Genomic DNA, 17,158 nt, shown 5'->3' with positions numbered 1-17,158 from the left:
GGAATTGAAATTTTACTATTTCGTTGCGAAATAATACAATTGAAGTTCTTTTAATCGTACCAAGTGGAATTGAAATTTTTCAAACTTTATTTGCTTCGGATTCCCTACACTAACTTTTAATCGTACCAAGTGGAATTGAAATTTCATCATTGGGATAATGACTTTCCAAACCAATAAAACTTTTAATCGTACCAAGTGGAATTGAAATCACATACCACCCAACAAAATAGACATAGCCAGATGTTCTTTTAATCGTACCAAGTGGAATTGAAATAGTTTGGTTCACAATGGGGGCTTTTACCTTACGCAGAACTTTTAATCGTACCAAGTGGAATTGAAATCACGGTTTATGGCGTGTGCCAATTGCTTTTTATAGGCTTTTAATCGTACCAAGTGGAATTGAAATGTAAAGTAGATCTCTATTAGTGTCATGGTAGTATTCATCTTTTAATCGTACCAAGTGGAATTGAAATAAATAGGGGATTTAATCAAAAACACGGCAGTTTTTCTTTTAATCGTACCAAGTGGAATTGAAATCATGATATTTTTATAGAAACACACGCAGGGTTAGCACTTTTAATCGTACCAAGTGGAATTGAAATATTCTCTTTGGCTCAAAGATATAGCCGAAAAGGATTCTTTTAATCGTACCAAGTGGAATTGAAATTTACTGTTGTGGCTTTGTATGTTTTCTGTGGCAATAATCTTTTAATCGTACCAAGTGGAATTGAAATAAAATGTACATGATAAGGTTTCGTTTACTCAAGTCGAGCTTTTAATCGTACCAAGTGGAATTGAAATATTGTGACAAATAAAGGCACGCTAGGTAAATATTTAGCTTTTAATCGTACCAAGTGGAATTGAAATATTTTATTGTTTTTGAACACGGTCGTAATGATTCACTTTTAATCGTACCAAGTGGAATTGAAATTTGATTTAGCTTTAGAAATACCATCTTCACTTAATAACTTTTAATCGTACCAAGTGGAATTGAAATTAAATAAGGGCGTTTCCATAACAGCGAATTGTATAGCTTTTAATCGTACCAAGTGGAATTGAAATTCAAATCTTAGAAGTGCATTTCAAACCGAAGTGATTCTTTTAATCGTACCAAGTGGAATTGAAATGTACAGCAGTTTCGGATGACGCTAAAGAAACTACTCTTTTAATCGTACCAAGTGGAATTGAAATCGATAATTGTATTGGTGGCATAGTACTCTATAAAATTCTTTTAATCGTACCAAGTGGAATTGAAATCAGTTCCCACACCAGCCACAGCAGCAGTCGCAGACACTTTTAATCGTACCAAGTGGAATTGAAATAAGATAACTCAATGTAATCAGTAGCAGGCGAAGGACTTTTAATCGTACCAAGTGGAATTGAAATATTGGCATCCTCATTGTATTGAGAATCAAAACTATTCTTTTAATCGTACCAAGTGGAATTGAAATTTTACGTCAAGATTTTCACCTAAGTTTTGATTTTCAGCTTTTAATCGTACCAAGTGGAATTGAAATGACAAACGACCCTGATGCTGATTATGAGCAATATTCTTTTAATCGTACCAAGTGGAATTGAAATGATAAATGGTTTTACCGTACCAGACTAAAAAACCCTAACTTTTAATCGTACCAAGTGGAATTGAAATATTCTTCTTGAGCTTTCCGCTCTAGTTGAATTGTCTTTTAATCGTACCAAGTGGAATTGAAATTTAGTCGGGGACGCCTCTGAAAAAATTCTTTACTTCTTTTAATCGTACCAAGTGGAATTGAAATGTATTTCCTCGAATTTTGACATTTATTTAATTGTTTCTTTTAATCGTACCAAGTGGAATTGAAATTAAATGTTGATTATAAGGCACAGCATAAGTCTATAATTCTTTTAATCGTACCAAGTGGCATTGAAATCAAGGAAATATTTTAAAAAAGGTAGAAAAGCAAAATCTTTTAATCGTACCAAGTGGAATTGAAATAAATGTAAGCCGATAGATTGGAATATGGTTTTGCCACTTTTAATCGTACCAAGTGGAATTGAAATTTTGATAAGTCAACCTTAGCAGGAATCTTTGCAAGCTTTTAATCGTACCAAGTGGAATTGAAATCAAACTAATCTTACACCGCTTTATTGCCGTCTTACTCTTTTAATCGTACCAAGTGGAATTGAAATAAATGTAAGCCGATAGATTGGAATATGGTTTTGCCACTTTTAATCGTACCAAGTGGAATTGAAATTTTGATAAGTCAACCTTAGCAGGAATCTTTGCAAGCTTTTAATCGTACCAAGTGGAATTGAAATCAAACTAATCTTACACCGCTTTATTGCCGTCTTACTCTTTTAATCGTACCAAGTGGAATTGAAATACTATTGATGTGCTTTATGGTACGAATGACGAACAGGCCTTTTAATCGTACCAAGTGGAATTGAAATCTGGCAACCCAAATGGGTTTACAATTTCGTTAACCGACCTTTTAATCGTACCAAGTGGAATTGAAATTTGTTAGTATTGGATGACGTCGTCCTAAACAAAGTATACTTTTAATCGTACCAAGTGGAATTGAAATGTAGATTTAGGATATTGGGGTTCTTTTCTTATATTTCTTTTAATCGTACCAAGTGGAATTGAAATTCAGCTGAAAAGGATGCTGAGATTGAAAAATTAAAGCTTTTAATCGTACCAAGTGGAATTGAAATTTTCTTCAAGTAATTTTCTTAATTCAAAAACTTTGCCTTTTAATCGTACCAAGTGGAATTGAAATTGGTAATACTAATAGTTTGCTCCTCATAAGAACTCCTTTTAATCGTACCAAGTGGAATTGAAATTTGTAAATACACTATTTCAGCTTCATTTTGAAAAGGCTTTTAATCGTACCAAGTGGAATTGAAATATCCTCAAAGAATCTTCTTGTGATTTAAAAGATTCAATCTTTTAATCGTACCAAGTGGAATTGAAATAGATTTTATAATGTTTTAAAGATGGATATACACAAACTTTTAATCGTACCAAGTGGAATTGAAATTTGCTCTGAGGCGTGGACGTGTTGGGTACATGGACGCACTTTTAATCGTACCAAGTGGAATTGAAATAGATTCCCGTCCTCAAATGCGATACTAACATTAGGTAACTTTTAATCGTACCAAGTGGAATTGAAATAAGTTTCTTGAGATTGCACCGACAACTTTGTCATCACTTTTAATCGTACCAAGTGGAATTGAAATGTGCTCATGTCAATGACAATCGCAATATTGGATTTCTTTTAATCGTACCAAGTGGAATTGAAATCATTGGGTATCTATATTGTTTTCCCAAGGAAGTCCTGTACTTTTAATCGTACCAAGTGGAATTGAAATGCACTTGTTTTATGTAGTACCTGAACTTTCCCACCCTTTCTTTTAATCGTACCAAGTGGAATTGAAATAAAGAGCTACATCTTTTTATTCAGCAGTCCGAAACTCTTTTAATCGTACCAAGTGGAATTGAAATTTGCTATCGAGCCATCCACTTTGTTTACATATTCTAGGCTTTTAATCGTACCAAGTGGAATTGAAATCCTTTTGGTATGCTATTACTCTATCAATCAAAAGAGTCTTTTAATCGTACCAAGTGGAATTGAAATTTTGTTAGCAAGTACATCAAAATCCCATTGACCATTACTTTTAATCGTACCAAGTGGAATTGAAATTATTAGGTTCGATTGATATTCCAGATTCAATATACTCTTTTAATCGTACCAAGTGGAATTGAAATCATGTATTTGGTACATATTCTACACTAAAACTTGGCACTTTTAATCGTACCAAGTGGAATTGAAATACGTTATAATGATATAAGGCTTCTTAGTGTCTGGTAAACTTTTAATCGTACCAAGTGGAATTGAAATATGTTTCGGTTGCTAATTCTTTCAAATTAGATAATTCTTTTAATCGTACCAAGTGGAATTGAAATTGCTGTGATGGTTTAATGGTAAAAGCTTTTACTTGTCTTTTAATCGTACCAAGTGGAATTGAAATTTGTTACAGGCATTGTCGAGACAAACGTAATCCTCCACTTTTAATCGTACCAAGTGGAATTGAAATTGCTGTGATGGTTTAATGGTAAAAGCTTTTACTTGTCTTTTAATCGTACCAAGTGGAATTGAAATATATTTTTCAAGTAGGCATTGATGATTACAATCATCCCTTTTAATCGTACCAAGTGGAATTGAAATAACGTACAAAATTCTCATCAATGGAGTTTTCAATCACTTTTAATCGTACCAAGTGGAATTGAAATGAACTTTTTTTATTTATGTGAAAATCGTTGATATACTCTTTTAATCGTACCAAGTGGAATTGAAATTACGATAATGTCCGATAATGGAATAATAGCAACCCCTTTTAATCGTACCAAGTGGAATTGAAATGAAAGATATGGAACGAGAAATTTTTAAAGTAAATAACTTTTAATCGTACCAAGTGGAATTGAAATTTCAAATAATATCTTTTTGATTAAAGACAAACAGCTCCTTTTAATCGTACCAAGTGGAATTGAAATTTTACAGTCCTTCCTATTTTATAAAGCTCATCCTGCTTTTAATCGTACCAAGTGGAATTGAAATATTAGAAATATTTACAAAGCATAACCATGAATTACACTTTTAATCGTACCAAGTGGAATTGAAATAGATTATCTAAAGATGAGCTTGCAATTATAGCCAAACTTTTAATCGTACCAAGTGGAATTGAAATATAATCATTGCTATCAACTTCAAATTCATGCTTTTTCTTTTAATCGTACCAAGTGGAATTGAAATCTTTTCAAACTCTTTCTCTTCACGATGTTTCTTTATACTTTTAATCGTACCAAGTGGAATTGAAATTAGTAGTAAAACTATTAGCACGCTACAGTTACTCACTTTTAATCGTACCAAGTGGAATTGAAATAATTTTTAGGGCAAGCAAGCAACGACGCGTTACTAGGCTTTTAATCGTACCAAGTGGAATTGAAATTTTGTTAAGGGGTGATAGTACTCGCGAGCTATGTACTCTTTTAATCGTACCAAGTGGAATTGAAATAGTCTAAAATTTCCAAAGGTTCCACTCCGTTTAGTTTTCTTTTAATCGTACCAAGTGGAATTGAAATATCGAACAAATAAGCTCGTTTTCGTATGCATGGTATCTTTTAATCGTACCAAGTGGAATTGAAATTTATAAACAATTAGGTTTCCTTTTATATTTGTTACCTCTTTTAATCGTACCAAGTGGAATTGAAATAGCAAATACCTGTTGAAAGCCCTTGAAGGAAAATATCTTTTAATCGTACCAAGTGGAATTGAAATTTCGTTTAGTCTTCTTTCAATGCTTAGAGAACCAAAAGCTTTTAATCGTACCAAGTGGAATTGAAATGTACTAAGCAAAGCATTAGTTGCATCGTAAATAGGGCTCTTTTAATCGTACCAAGTGGAATTGAAATGAGATTTATAAATTCATCATTCAAAATGAATTTACCTTTTAATCGTACCAAGTGGAATTGAAATTTGTTTCAGAAAAGCCTACTCTACCACCATGAGGCAGCTTTTAATCGTACCAAGTGGAATTGAAATAAGGATTTAACAAGTCAAAATATGCAGATACTTAGCGCTTTTAATCGTACCAAGTGGAATTGAAATTTGCGCGAACTCGTCCGCTTTGTCTTGCGAGTAGTCTTTTAATCGTACCAAGTGGAATTGAAATTCCTAAATCTGATAGGTCTTTTGCTTCAACTTCTATCTTTTAATCGTACCAAGTGGAATTGAAATATTCCTCTTAATAACCAATCGAGCGTACATTTAAACTTTTAATCGTACCAAGTGGAATTGAAATTTGTTGGAAGTCGTCAATGTTGTTAGATACATCAAATCTTTTAATCGTACCAAGTGGAATTGAAATTTTTGAAACCTAAGTCCAACTTGTACACATTTTGTCTTTTAATCGTACCAAGTGGAATTGAAATTAAGGAATATCAGTTATTGCAATATCAAAGAACCCGCTTTTAATCGTACCAAGTGGAATTGAAATTTGATGCAAATCAACGGAATTCATGTAGGTAAGCGTACTTTTAATCGTACCAAGTGGAATTGAAATTAATTTTTTCTATGGCTTCGTTTAGCCTTTTTCTTCTCTTTTAATCGTACCAAGTGGAATTGAAATAACGGCTTAACACGCAAATACTTCAACTTAATTTTCTTTTAATCGTACCAAGTGGAATTGAAATGTGTCGATATTTCAGCCTGTTTTTACTCGACATGTTCTTTTAATCGTACCAAGTGGAATTGAAATATCTTACTTGGCGAAGTGGGAAACTAGAATAGGAACACTTTTAATCGTACCAAGTGGAATTGAAATATACCGAAAATGTTTTCTTGAAAACAAAAGTCAGGGTGCTTTTAATCGTACCAAGTGGAATTGAAATTTTTAATTTGCAAAAGAAAAAATCCTTTTGCAAATTCTTTTAATCGTACCAAGTGGAATTGAAATAGGAGAAAAAAGCGTCCAAAGAAGATAAAGAACAGCACCTTTTAATCGTACTAAGTGGAATTGAAATTGAACTTTAGTAATGATGATATTCTTTCGTTATTTGATCTTTTAATCATACCAAGTGGAATTGAAATGCAGGTTGTACACATATCTCTTTCCAAATCTATGCTTTTAATCGTACCAAGTGGAATTGAAATCCTGAAGGAATTCCTCGTTCATTACAGATTATTACCACTTTTAATCGTACCAAGTGGAATTGAAATGACACAGACAAGCTCTTAACTTTTAGAAATTATTTCTTTTAATCGTACCAAGTGGAATTGAAATGACTATGAGGATGTAGTCAGAACGAAGGTAGATAACTTTTAATCGTACCAAGTGGAATTGAAATTATTTTGAGCATTAATCAATAGTCGTTTCATTAAACTTTTAATCGTACCAAGTGGAATTGAAATTTGAAAATCTTCTTAATAAGTACTCCTTTGCCATCCTTTTAATCGTACCAAGTGGAATTGAAATTGGGTACTAATAATTGACCCACCACTATTTTTGTAACCTTTTAATCGTACCAAGTGGAATTGAAATATACGGTATATGATAAAATTGTTTGCTCGTCAATACTTTTAATCGTACCAAGTGGAATTGAAATGTAGCATTCATTCTTTGATTTTTGCTTTCAATCGGAACTTTTAATCGTACCAAGTGGAATTGAAATTACACTAGGGCGTTGTTGTAGTGGTGCTTTTAGCCCTTTTAATCGTACCAAGTGGAATTGAAATGAAATTCGGGCAATTCGTGATAGTGTGTACATGAAACTTTTAATCGTACCAAGTGGAATTGAAATTAGCATAAGACTTTTGCATAAAATTTTTAATTGAACTTTTAATCGTACGAAGTGGAATTGAAATATGATAGCAATACGGGCATATGGGTTATACTGATAACTTTTAATCGTACCAAGTGGAATTGAAATGAAATAAACCGATATACATTTTATTACATGCAATTCTTTTAATCGTACCAAGTGGAATTGAAATTAATATGCCCGTCATTAATCTTGTGCTTCTTGTGACTTTTAATCGTACCAAGTGGACTTGAAATTGGAAGTGATTGGAACAACAAAAATACAAGGCACTCCTTTTAATCGTACCAAGTGGAATTGAAATCATAAACCCTACTAGCCGCTTGTACAATTGGCTGAGGCTTTTAATCGTACCAAGTGGAATTGAAATGATGTAATAGCTGCTTTCCATCCCGAATGGTTTCCTGACTTTTAATCGTACCAAGTGGAATTGAAATAAATGGGACCTTCGTTCCATGCCTGGGCAGATGGTTTCCTTTTAATCGTACCAAGTGGAATTGAAATATGAAGATAATGAGTTAGACTTCGCACCCGATACTCTTTTAATCGTACCAAGTGGAATTGAAATCAAACCGAGAGCAAAATGTATATCAAAGAATTGGAGCTTTTAATCGTACCAAGTGGAATTGAAATAGGCTAATGATTTAGCAAAACTCAAAATGAAGTTTGCTTTTAATCGTACCAAGTGGAATTGAAATTTAATCGTGTCAAAATTTAACAAAAAGCCTACGAAGCTTTTAATCGTACCAAGTGGAATTGAAATATGCTACCAAGCGAAGATCGACATGATTAGCCATATCGCTTTTAATCGTACCAAGTGGAATTGAAATACGATATCACCTAAGCCCTTTGCAGGTTGTCTGCGATTCTTTTAATCGTACCAAGTGGAATTGAAATGTAATTGATATTCTAGTTCAGCATCATACTTTGGGACCTTTTAATCGTACCAAGTGGAATTGAAATAGGGTTTGTATGCAGTGGTTAATAAACCATGCTTCGGCCTTTTAATCGTACCAAGTGGAATTGAAATTGTGAAAATAAACATTTACTGGAAACGCTTAGTGGCCTTTTAATCGTACCAAGTGGAATTGAAATGATTAAAGCTGAAACAGTCGATGCCAATGTCGAGGTCCTTTTAATCGTACCAAGTGGAATTGAAATCTCATTTCATCATCCAAAATCATAAATTTCTCACTCCTTTTAATCGTACCAAGTGGAATTGAAATAATAAACCAAATTCACAAAAAAAGCTACTAAATATTCTTTTAATCGTACCAAGTGGAATTGAAATCTCATTTCATCATCCAAAATCATAAATTTCTCACTCCTTTTAATCGTACCAAGTGGAATTGAAATAATAAACCAAATTCACAAAAAAAGCTGCTAAATATTCTTTTAATCGTACCAAGTGGAATTGAAATAACATTTTTGTTAAATGTTGTTTTAAATCTTGGGCTGCTTTTAATCGTACCAAGTGGAATTGAATTTTTTTTAAGCCTAATAGAACTTTGTTCATTTTTTCTTTTATCGTACCAAGTGGAATTGAAATAATTTCTCTATCTACAAGTTCCTCAATGAGACTTTTAATCGTACCAAGTGGAATTGAAATATTTATTCAGGTTATGAAACAGATTGTAATTTCTCAACTTTTAATCGTACCAAGTGGGATTGAAAGTTGACCGTAATTTTGTTACAGGCATCAACCTTTAGTTGCTTTTAATCGTACCAAGTGGAATTGAAATCTACCATCTGTATAGTAAATATCTGATGCTGACGTAGCCTTTTAATCGTACCAAGTGGAATTGAAATGACTTTGATATTGATTTCAGTTGGGATGAAAGAGATGCTTTTAATCGCACCAAAAGGAATTAAAATAAGTAATTAAACCTAATCGTTATATGGCTGAAATTTAATTCTAATTGTATTAAGGATAGTTAAAAGCATTTTATATGATATAATTTTGCCTCAAAATTTCACCAAAACTTGCATGTTTTACTTTTCTGTGCCTTCTTGCGTGAAATCACAAAATTCCCCATAAAATGAAAACTAAGTTGTTATTTTTTTTTATCTCTCTAACTTTTTGTTTTACTACTTTAGCCCAAAAGAAAAAACCTGCTAAAAAAACTCCTCCTGTTAAAGTTTCAAAAATTGATTCTACTGAGCTACTTAATAAAAATCCTCTAAAGGTGGGTGCTCAACAAGCAAATGATGTTGTCGAAGCTAGCCTCACTGGTAAGGATTTAACGGCTAATCAAAATGGAGAAAAACGTTTTTATGATTCTTATAAATTATTGCTTCATGCGGGTGAAGAGCTTTTTTTAGAACATTCTTCTTCAAATTTTAGAGTGATGCTTAGCTTGAAAACACCTGCTAAGGATAAACAGGATCTTAGCTACGATTCTCAACCTTTTAAAGGAAATAGTACAAATAAATTCCATTATGTTGTGCCAGTTACGGGTACTTATACTTTATTGGCTACGTCAATGGACGCTGGACAAACTGGAAAGTATAAAATTACTAAAACGATAACAACGTCTTCGGTAATAGAAGCTGGACTTGACCAAAATTTTGCTAATCAATTTAAAGCTCTTGAGAAATCAAAGAAGGTGAACTTTAAAAATATTACTGGCGATAAAATTAAAAAGGATAAAAAAGAGGAGAAGAAAGATAAAAGTGCTGGATTAGAGAGCTTTAAAACATCTTTTGAGTTAGTGACTGGAAAGTCTGCTTTTATTTTTCAAGATAATGGGGGACAAACGGCTAATTATAAAAGTATTTTGCTAGAAAGTGAGAATGAAGCTGATGCAAAGGCTTATTTTGAAACATTAAAAAAACAATTGCAAGTGCTTACTAGAAATTGGATAGAGCAAAGTAATACCGAAGCTAACTATAGTTCTTCAACAGATGCTGATTTTATTACCTTGAAAATTAATACGATTCCTCCTCTAAAGAAAAAACAAAAGCAACTTTATCAAGTAGAGTTCGTTTATAATTAAGGAGGGTTAATATTATCTTCAAAGAAATTAAAACAGATGGCATGGCTCACTAAGTCATGCCATCTGTTTTAAAAATGATTGCTCGTTTAATTTATAACCTTTATAACAAAAATGATTATGCAAATAGCTTTGATTACAGGTGCAAATTCTGGTATTGGATTGGCTACAGCAAAGGCTTTGGCTATTGAAAAATTTGAATTGATCTTGCTAGTTAGAAGTCATGAGAAAGCAATGGCTACTGAATCTGAGATTTTAAAGGTTGCGCCTACCACTAAAATGAATTTCATTATTGCTGATTTAATGGATTTGGCTTCTGTTAAAAAAGCTACGGATGAGATTAAAACAAAATATACTACAATCGACCGCTTAATTAATAATGCTGGATATTCACCTGTAGGAATTTCTTTTACAAAAGATGGTTACGAAAAATCTTTTGTAGCAAATCATTTAGGGCATTTTGTATTGACGATGAATTTGATTGATTTATTGAAGAAATCAAAAGAAAGTAGAGTAATTAATCTTTCTTCTGCAGCGCATGCTTTGGGAAAAGTAACGCGTCTTTTCGAGAAAAATAATACAAAATTATCGGATATGGGTGCTTATGGTGATGGTAAACTAGCCAACATTTTGTTTACCAAAGGTCTAGCTAAGTATTATAGAGATTCTTCAATTACTGCTTATAGTGTACATCCAGGCGTAGTAAAGTCAAATTTTGGAAGTGATATGAATGGGTTACTAAAAATAGGTTTTGCAATAGCCCGTCCATTTATGATTTCTGTGGAAAAAGGGGCTGCTACTTCCATCTACTTAGCCACTACAGATATTCAGGATTTAAGATTCAGAAATGGGTACTATTTTACAAAATCAAAACCAGCTTCGACCTTCAACAGTGGCATTACTCCAGAAAGTATTGAATGGTGTTGGGAAAAAAGTTTAGAAGCTACAGAAGAGTTTGTTAAGCTATAATGAGCTATAAGCTTTGAGCATTGAGCCTTGAGATTTTTTTTAACTCATGGCTCAATGCTCATAGCTCCTAGCTAAGCAGGCATTGTAGGACGAACCTCTATTTTACTAGGTAACGTTCTTGCAGGCATTTTGATTAAATCTGCTACAATCTGCCCAATATCTTCTGGTTGAATCTTCCAAGCATCTTTTTCTGAAGGAGAATGTCCGTTAAAATGAGTCGCAACCGAGCCTGGCATTACGGTTGTAACCTTAATACCATCTTTTCTTAAATCCATCATAATGGCTTGTGAAAAACCTACTACGCCAAATTTACTAGCATTATATGCGCCACCATTTGCGAAAAAGTTGGTACCTGCCAAACTAGAAATAGTAATAAAGTATCCTTGAGTCTCTTTCAATGCAGTGTAAGAAGCCTTGATACTATTAAAAGTTCCCGTTAAATTAATGTCAATTGTTTCTTGCCATTGTTCAGCCGTAAGGTCTTGAATAGGAGCGAAGTGACCCACCCCTGCATTGGCAATAACATAATCAAGCCTACCCCAAGTAGCGATAATGGTATCAACAGCACTTTGTTGTGAAGCAAGGTTTCTTACGTCTGACTCAATACCAATTGCAAAACCTTCTTTGATTTTATTTAATTCATTCGCTGCTTCGTCGGCACTGCTTTGTGTACGACTTGTGATTGCTACTTTAATGCCATCTTTAATAAGGGCTTCAGCAACGCCATAGCCTATTCCTTTTGAACCTCCTGTGATAAGAGCTGTTTTGATAATGTTTGTCATTGATTTATAAATAAGTTTGTTCCAGTAATTATGAAAAAGAATTGCCTTGTTCTTCATCTTGACATGAAACGAACAAGGCAATTCGCATTAGAGTAACATTAAGAGGTAACTTGAAGTTCGACTAAACTTTTTTCTTTTTCCACAAATAAAAAACTGGAATACCCAACGCTACAATCCCCACACCTGCCCAAGATGGTACAGGTTTGTAAATCAGAAGATTGACACAAAGTGCTGTAGCAAATAGAAGATAAATTGCTGGAATTACTGGATACCCAAAAGCCTTGTATGGTCTTGGTACATTTGGTTGTTTTTTACGAAGAATAAATACACCTACAATGGTAAGAATATAGAATACTAGAATAGCAAAAACGGTATAGTCTAATAAGTCACCATAAGTCCCTGTTAAACAAAGTAAGCAAGCCCATCCACATTGAATTAATAATGAAAAGGCAGGAACACCTTTACTATTTAATTCACCTGCTTTTTTGAAAAAAAGTCCATCTTTTGCCATGGCATAATATACTCTGGCTCCTGATAAAATGATGCCATTATTACAACCAAAAGTAGAAATCATGATAAAAACTGCCATAATGATAGTCGCAGGATTGCCAAAAATCATTTCAGCAGCAGCCGTTCCCACGCGGTCATTTGTGGCAAACATAATTCCTCTAGAAAGTGTATCTACACCATTTGGATGTCCCTGTACGGGCAAAAGCATCAAATAAGCAACATTGGCTAAAATATACAAAGCACTTACCGTCAAGGTTCCATATAGTAAACTTAGTGGGATATCACGTTTGGGGTTTTTCATTTCTCCTGCGGTATAAGTAACATTGTTCCAAGCCGATGATGAAAACAAAGGACCAATCAAGGCTAAACCCATTGCTGACCATAATCCTATACCCGACAAATATTCATAGTCCATGATTTTTCCATTTTCCCAAATGATTTTCACGGGACTCCAGAAGTCAATTGAATTAATTGCCCACATCCCTTTTTTAGGGTCAGCACCTACAATGATTCCTACAACTGCTAAACCCAACAATGCCCCAATTTTGGTAACGGTAAAGATTAATTGTACCAATTTGGCATTTTTTACACCTTGAATATTAATGAAAGTGAGTAGAAGAATGAGGGCAATGGCAAGGAGCTGTTGAGTATCAAAAAATAAAAATTTATGTTCTGTGCCGATGTATTGTGGCAATAGTACACCTGTGTATTTGGCAAAAGCCACAGCTACGGCTGCAATGGTTCCAGTTTCGATGACTAAAAAGGTTGTCCAGCCAAACAAGAAACCCGTTAAGGAATTATAGGCTTCTCTTAAATAAACATATTGACCGCCAGCGTTGGGCATCATACCTGCCAATTCACCATAAGAGAGCGCTGAGATTAAGGTAATGATACCTGTGATAATCCAAGCTAATAATAAATAACCAGGGGAGCCAAGATTTCGGGTAACGTCTGCTGAAACAATAAAAATACCAGAACCAATCATTGAGCCAATCACAATCATGGTGGCATCAATTAGGCTGAGTTCTTTTTTAAGTTCTTGTGATGAAGTAGGGGAAGTGTTTTTTTCCATTGAAGGACTTTGGGTTAGTTTGGTTGATAAACAAACTTAACGAAATGAAGCCTGATTTCAAAATTAATCAATACAGATGGCATGACTTCAAGTCATGCCATCTGTATAAAGTCATATTTTAAACAGAGATTACACTGATTAGACAACTTTCTAAAAAGTTGTCTAATCTAAACAAGACTATAAACGACAAAGCCCAATTATTCTTTTTGAATGATTGGGCTTTGAAAAAAATTAAGTAGACATTATCTGCTACACAGATTAGACAACTTTCTAAAAGTTGTCTAATCTAAGGTATTATCCCTCAAACTTAATTTTATGATAAATATCTGATACCAAAATACTATTTCCTTCTACAGTTATTGAATCTTCTAGAGAATAAAAGTCTTGATTTATCCAAGTATTTGGATTATCAGAACGAATAAAAGTAGAAACACTTACTTTCTCAGGATTGATGTAAATCACTTGTTGAAGACTGCTCAATAATTTATATTCAGATAGTTTTTCTGATAAATCAAAGGCTTTGGTGGCTGGAGAAAGTACTTCAACAATGATATAAGGATTAGTGATGATTGCTCGAGAGTTGGCTTTAAATGTAGGATTTCCTTTCACCACCATCACATCAGGCATATAATATCCACCTTCAAATTTTGGAATTTGTACACCAGAATTACTTCCTAAAACAAGAATATCTTCGTTTTTGAAAAAGAGTATATTGAATATTCTACCCAAATTCATAATAATGGCTTCATGCCATAAAGATGCTAATCCCATTGTAATAATCTCATTTTCATGATATTCTATTTTAAAAGGCAAATCGGCTACAACAGAGAAGAATTCTTCCTCTGAGGCAGGAATTCGAACCAATTGCTGAGCGTTAAGCTCAGATAGTATGGCTTCTTTGATATTTTTAGCAACTACCATAACCTTTATTTTTAATCAAATATAATGAAAATTATTATTCGTATTACTGCTGACATCAATCGGACAATAGATTAGTCAACTTTCCAAAAGTTGACTAATCTGCTTATAAGTCTTCTTAAAATTCATCTTCACAACCAATCGGTGCACCTGGAGGTAACTCTTTGTGAACAGCTATTTTGGCAGCCGATGGACTTTTCATACGTTCTAACACATAATCTAAATGTGCTAAATATCCTGAATCTTTTGCCGTCTTTTTACTTTCTTCTATATAAGCCTTTAAGTCTTTTAGATTTTTAGCAATCAATGCCTTCACCTGATAGCTAGCTTTTTCATTTACACTCAAAGCTAATAAATGTGTCAACAAAATTTGCTCTGTTTGATACTGTACTTCAAGAGCTAAACCTTTCTGACGTGGGACTTTAAATGTTCCTTCTATTAATTGGCTAGTTAAATCATCTAAAGTTAAACCTTCACCACGAGAAGCATATTCTACCATTCTTGAAGCGCGTTCTGGATGTAATAAGAACTGCAAAGGAAAATCTGCGGCCGATTCTGCCGCTGCTAAAGCATCAAATGCTAAACCTGTTCTCTTTTTAAACAATTCTCTTGATGCATTATATCCCGCAGGGCGAGGAGGAATCAATTTGATAATGCTTTCGGAAAGTGTCAATACTTCTGGACTTAAACATTTAATCGCCGCTGTCAATGCTTTTTGTTGTGTTTCTTTTGAAACTAAAATAGTCGGTGTTTGTCCGTCACCACGTAAAGCATAACGATAATCAACTCCACCTACGATTTTAGCAACGGCTTCTATTTGATAACGATGTAAATTGTAAACTGGTACTAATGCATCTTCTAAAAAGGCCATAGGCACTCCTTCACGAATGGTCTTTTCGCCAAAATTACTTAATGCTTTTTCTCTTACTTTCAATAGTGTTGTCAACCCTTCAATAGGGTCTTTGCCTTCGTCCCATAAATGAGCATTCGGACTTACTGCACCTGCTGGACGAGCATCTTGATCCGTTAAAAACAATAAACCTTTATTTCTAGCTTCTTGCAGAATCTTGTTTAACCCCGCTTTTTCATCAGTTCCTTTAGGGAAATCTTGATAACCGAAAGCAATAGATGCTTTGTCCCATGCTCCAATACCCACAGCATAAGCATCAGACATATCGATATCTCCTTTCGCGTTCAAGGTTACTCGCGGATGCGGATAGTCCATCACCGAAGCACGTTCATTCGTACTTGCTGAATAATTGTGCATAATGCCCAACGTATGACCTACTTCATGAGCCGCTAATTGTCTGAGACGAGCCAAAGCCATTTTCAGCATCGGGTCTTTTTCAGGGTCTAATTTTTTGCCATTTTCAAAAGGAGAAAGTAAGCCTTGGGCTATGAGGTAATCCTGACGAACACGTAAAGAGCCCAAAGTAACATGTCCTTTCAGAATTTCGCCAGTACGTGGGTCAATCACTGAAGCACCATACGACCAACCACGCGTAGAGCGATGTACCCAGTTGATTACATTATAACGAACATCCATTGGGTCGGCATCATCAGGTAATAATTTTACTTGAAAAGCATTTTTATAACCAGCGGCTTCAAAAGCCTGATTCCACCAAGACGTACCTTCCATCAAAGCCGAACGAATAGGCTCAGGGGTACCATTGTCTAAATAATAAATAATGGGTTTTACCGCTTCAGATACCTTAGCATTAGGATCTTTTTTCTTTAGGCGATGTCTTACAGTATAGTATTTTTCAACAGGTTCGCTTACAGGAGTTGAATAGTCGAAATACGAAATAGCATTGAAGCTTGAACGTGGGTCGAATTCTCTTTTCTCAAACTGATTATCTGGTAATTGTACAAAACCGTGATGCATTCTTAACGTAATAGCATCAGACGAAGGTGTAACTGATCTGACAAATCTTCCTGCATCACTTCCGCCAGTAAATGTCAGACTTACTTCAAATTCAGAGTTTTGAGGAAAGTTTTTAGTACGTTCAAAATACATGGCTGAACGAGACTTATCTAATGAATAAGAACCTTCGCCCATGCCTTTAATACGGTCTGTTACACCCATGGCATCCTGCATTAGCAAGTCGGTGATGTCAACTAAGTATTTGCCATTTTCCTCCGCTTCAACGGTAAAACCTGCAATAGTAGACTGTGCGAAAGATTGCATAACAGCACGTTTCTCATTGGCATCGTTTGTTATAGCACGATACTTTAAATTAGGCTGAATTAATAAAATCTTTCTACCTACTTTGTTGAAAAATACCACTTTTTCATCGCCTAGAAGTCCACGGTCTAGTCCAATGTCATTTGAACCCAAACCCGCAGGAAGTGAAGTAATGTATAGAAACTCTTGATTGAGATTAGCGACTTCAAGCCAAATTTTGCCATTGTCTTCATCCCACCAATAATTCATAAAACCTTCATATTTTTTGAAGGAAGCCGTTTTTTCAGCAATCGTGGGCAATTTCTGCGCATAACTTTGAAAGAAAATTAACAATAAAGTGAGGGAAAATAGTTTTTTCATTGAATTGTAATAAGT

Annotated in this window: 6 protein-coding genes and 1 CRISPR repeat array (1 of these 7 running past the window's edge); of the genes, 2 read left to right on the top strand and 4 right to left on the bottom strand. The window is 34.2% G+C overall.

Annotated features, from left to right (window positions below):
- A CRISPR array of direct repeats spans positions 1 to 9,229; the repeat unit is 29 nt; unit sequence CTTTTAATCGTACCAAGTGGAATTGAAAT; it reaches 5,767 nt to the left of the window's first position.
- 164 nt (positions 9,230 to 9,393) lie between these two features.
- Together AC07N0_RS19025 and AC07N0_RS19020 are read left to right on the top strand one after the other, a co-directional pair.
- Complete coding sequence (locus AC07N0_RS19025) at positions 9,394 to 10,350, top strand: hypothetical protein (protein ID WP_494590520.1); 957 nt, start codon at positions 9,394 to 9,396, stop codon at positions 10,348 to 10,350.
- Positions 10,351 to 10,467: 117 nt separating this feature from the next.
- A complete protein-coding gene (locus AC07N0_RS19020) occupies positions 10,468 to 11,316 on the top strand; it encodes an SDR family NAD(P)-dependent oxidoreductase (protein ID WP_494590518.1) in 849 nt (282 codons plus the stop codon).
- A 71-nt stretch (positions 11,317 to 11,387) separates the two neighbouring features.
- Here AC07N0_RS19020 and AC07N0_RS19015 read toward each other — a convergent pair whose 3' ends face one another.
- The 4 genes from AC07N0_RS19015 to AC07N0_RS19000 form a co-directional block, all read right to left on the bottom strand.
- A complete protein-coding gene (locus AC07N0_RS19015; RefSeq protein WP_494590517.1) occupies positions 11,388 to 12,098 on the bottom strand; it encodes an SDR family oxidoreductase in 711 nt (236 codons plus the stop codon).
- 121 nt (positions 12,099 to 12,219) lie between these two features.
- Complete coding sequence (locus tag AC07N0_RS19010; RefSeq protein WP_492799178.1) at positions 12,220 to 13,680, bottom strand: APC family permease; 1,461 nt, start codon at positions 13,678 to 13,680, stop codon at positions 12,220 to 12,222.
- A gap of 294 nt (positions 13,681 to 13,974) precedes the next feature.
- The gene (locus AC07N0_RS19005; RefSeq protein WP_494590516.1) at positions 13,975 to 14,601 is read right to left on the bottom strand and encodes a Uma2 family endonuclease; all 627 of its coding nucleotides are present in this window, start codon (positions 14,599 to 14,601) and stop codon (positions 13,975 to 13,977) included.
- A 115-nt stretch (positions 14,602 to 14,716) separates the two neighbouring features.
- Entirely contained in the window at positions 14,717 to 17,143 is a 2,427-nt protein-coding gene (locus AC07N0_RS19000) for a zinc-dependent metalloprotease (protein WP_494590515.1), read from the bottom strand.
- Between the last annotated feature and the right edge of the window lie 15 nt (positions 17,144 to 17,158).

Source organism: Arcicella sp. GW821-FHT09D11 (assembly GCF_059416265.1).
Note: the sequence above shows the minus strand (reverse complement) of the source record. Positions and strands in the feature narration are given on the sequence as shown.

Coding starts and splice junctions, on each gene's coding strand:
- AC07N0_RS19005 (WP_494590516.1), bottom strand. CDS start 14,601: ATGGTAGTTGCTAAAAATATCAAAGAAGCCATACTATCTGAGCTTAAC.
- AC07N0_RS19025 (WP_494590520.1), top strand. CDS start 9,394: ATGAAAACTAAGTTGTTATTTTTTTTTATCTCTCTAACTTTTTGTTTT.
- AC07N0_RS19000 (WP_494590515.1), bottom strand. CDS start 17,143: ATGAAAAAACTATTTTCCCTCACTTTATTGTTAATTTTCTTTCAAAGT.
- AC07N0_RS19020 (WP_494590518.1), top strand. CDS start 10,468: ATGCAAATAGCTTTGATTACAGGTGCAAATTCTGGTATTGGATTGGCT.
- AC07N0_RS19015 (WP_494590517.1), bottom strand. CDS start 12,098: ATGACAAACATTATCAAAACAGCTCTTATCACAGGAGGTTCAAAAGGA.
- AC07N0_RS19010 (WP_492799178.1), bottom strand. CDS start 13,680: ATGGAAAAAAACACTTCCCCTACTTCATCACAAGAACTTAAAAAAGAA.